This window comes from Neoroseomonas rubea (genome assembly GCF_016106015.1).
Lineage (GTDB): Bacteria > Pseudomonadota > Alphaproteobacteria > Acetobacterales > Acetobacteraceae > Neoroseomonas > Neoroseomonas rubea.
The window spans coordinates 1-909 of record NZ_JACADQ010000668.1 but is presented as its reverse complement, the minus strand read 5'-3'; the positions used below and the strand labels follow the sequence as shown (position 1 = coordinate 909).

The window sequence follows — 909 nt, the reverse complement described above, 5'->3', positions numbered from 1 at the left end:
CGGGCCAGGCGCAGCTCGACCAGGCGCTGGCCGCGCTCACCGACCTGACGCCCGCGCAGCGCGCCGAGATCGAGGCCGCGCGCGCCGAGATGCGGAGCCGCATGGCCGCCCTGCCGCAGGATGCCGATGCGCGGCGCCAGCAGGCGCAGGCGGCGCGGCAGCGGCTCGTCTCCCGCCTCAACGCCGTGCTGACGCCCGACCAGCGCGCGCAGCTGGCCGCGATGCGCGGCGGGGCGCGCGCGACCGGACAGCCGGGCACGGTCTGGGTGCTGGAGGGCAATGGCGCGCCGCGCGCCGTGCCCGTCCGCACCGGCATCAGCGATGGCAGCGTGACGGAAATCCTCGCCGGCGCGCTCGAACCCGGGGCCGCGGTCGTGGTCGGCCAGGAACGTGCCGGCGCGGCCGCGCCCAGCGCCGCGCGGCGGCTGTTCTGATGGCCGCGCTGATCGAGACCGAAGGCCTGACGCGCCACTTCCAGGCGGGGGAGGAGGTGGTGCGCGCGCTGACCGACGTGACGCTCACCATCGCGCCGGGGGAATTCGTCGCGGCGATGGGGCCCTCGGGGTCCGGGAAATCGACCTTCCTCAACCTGATCGGCTGCCTGGACCGGCCGACGCGCGGGCGCTACCGGCTGATGGGGGAGGAGGTGGAGACGCTCTCCCCCGACCGCCTCGCCGAATTGCGCAGCCGACGCATCGGCTTCGTCTTCCAGTCCTTCAACCTGCTCCAGCGCGCCGATGCGCTCGCCAATGTGGAACTGCCGCTGGTCTATCGCGGGCTGCGGCGCGGCGCGCGGCGGGACCGCGCGGCGATGGCGCTCGCCGCCGTGGGGCTGGGGGACCGACTGCGGCACCGGCCCTCGCAGCTCTCGGGCGGGCAGCAGCAGCGCGTGGCGATCGCGCGCGCCAT

General features: G+C 76.0%; 2 protein-coding genes. Both read left to right on the top strand.

The window, feature by feature from the left end; all coding sequences use genetic code 11:
• A partial coding sequence (locus tag HW577_RS25705; RefSeq protein WP_419956613.1) for a hypothetical protein occupies positions 1-434 on the top strand: 434 nt, incomplete at its 5' end.
• Positions 434-909: ABC transporter ATP-binding protein (locus HW577_RS25700; RefSeq protein ID WP_198378911.1), on the top strand; the 476-nt coding region annotated here is incomplete at its 3' end. The genes HW577_RS25705 and HW577_RS25700, both read left to right, overlap by 1 nt.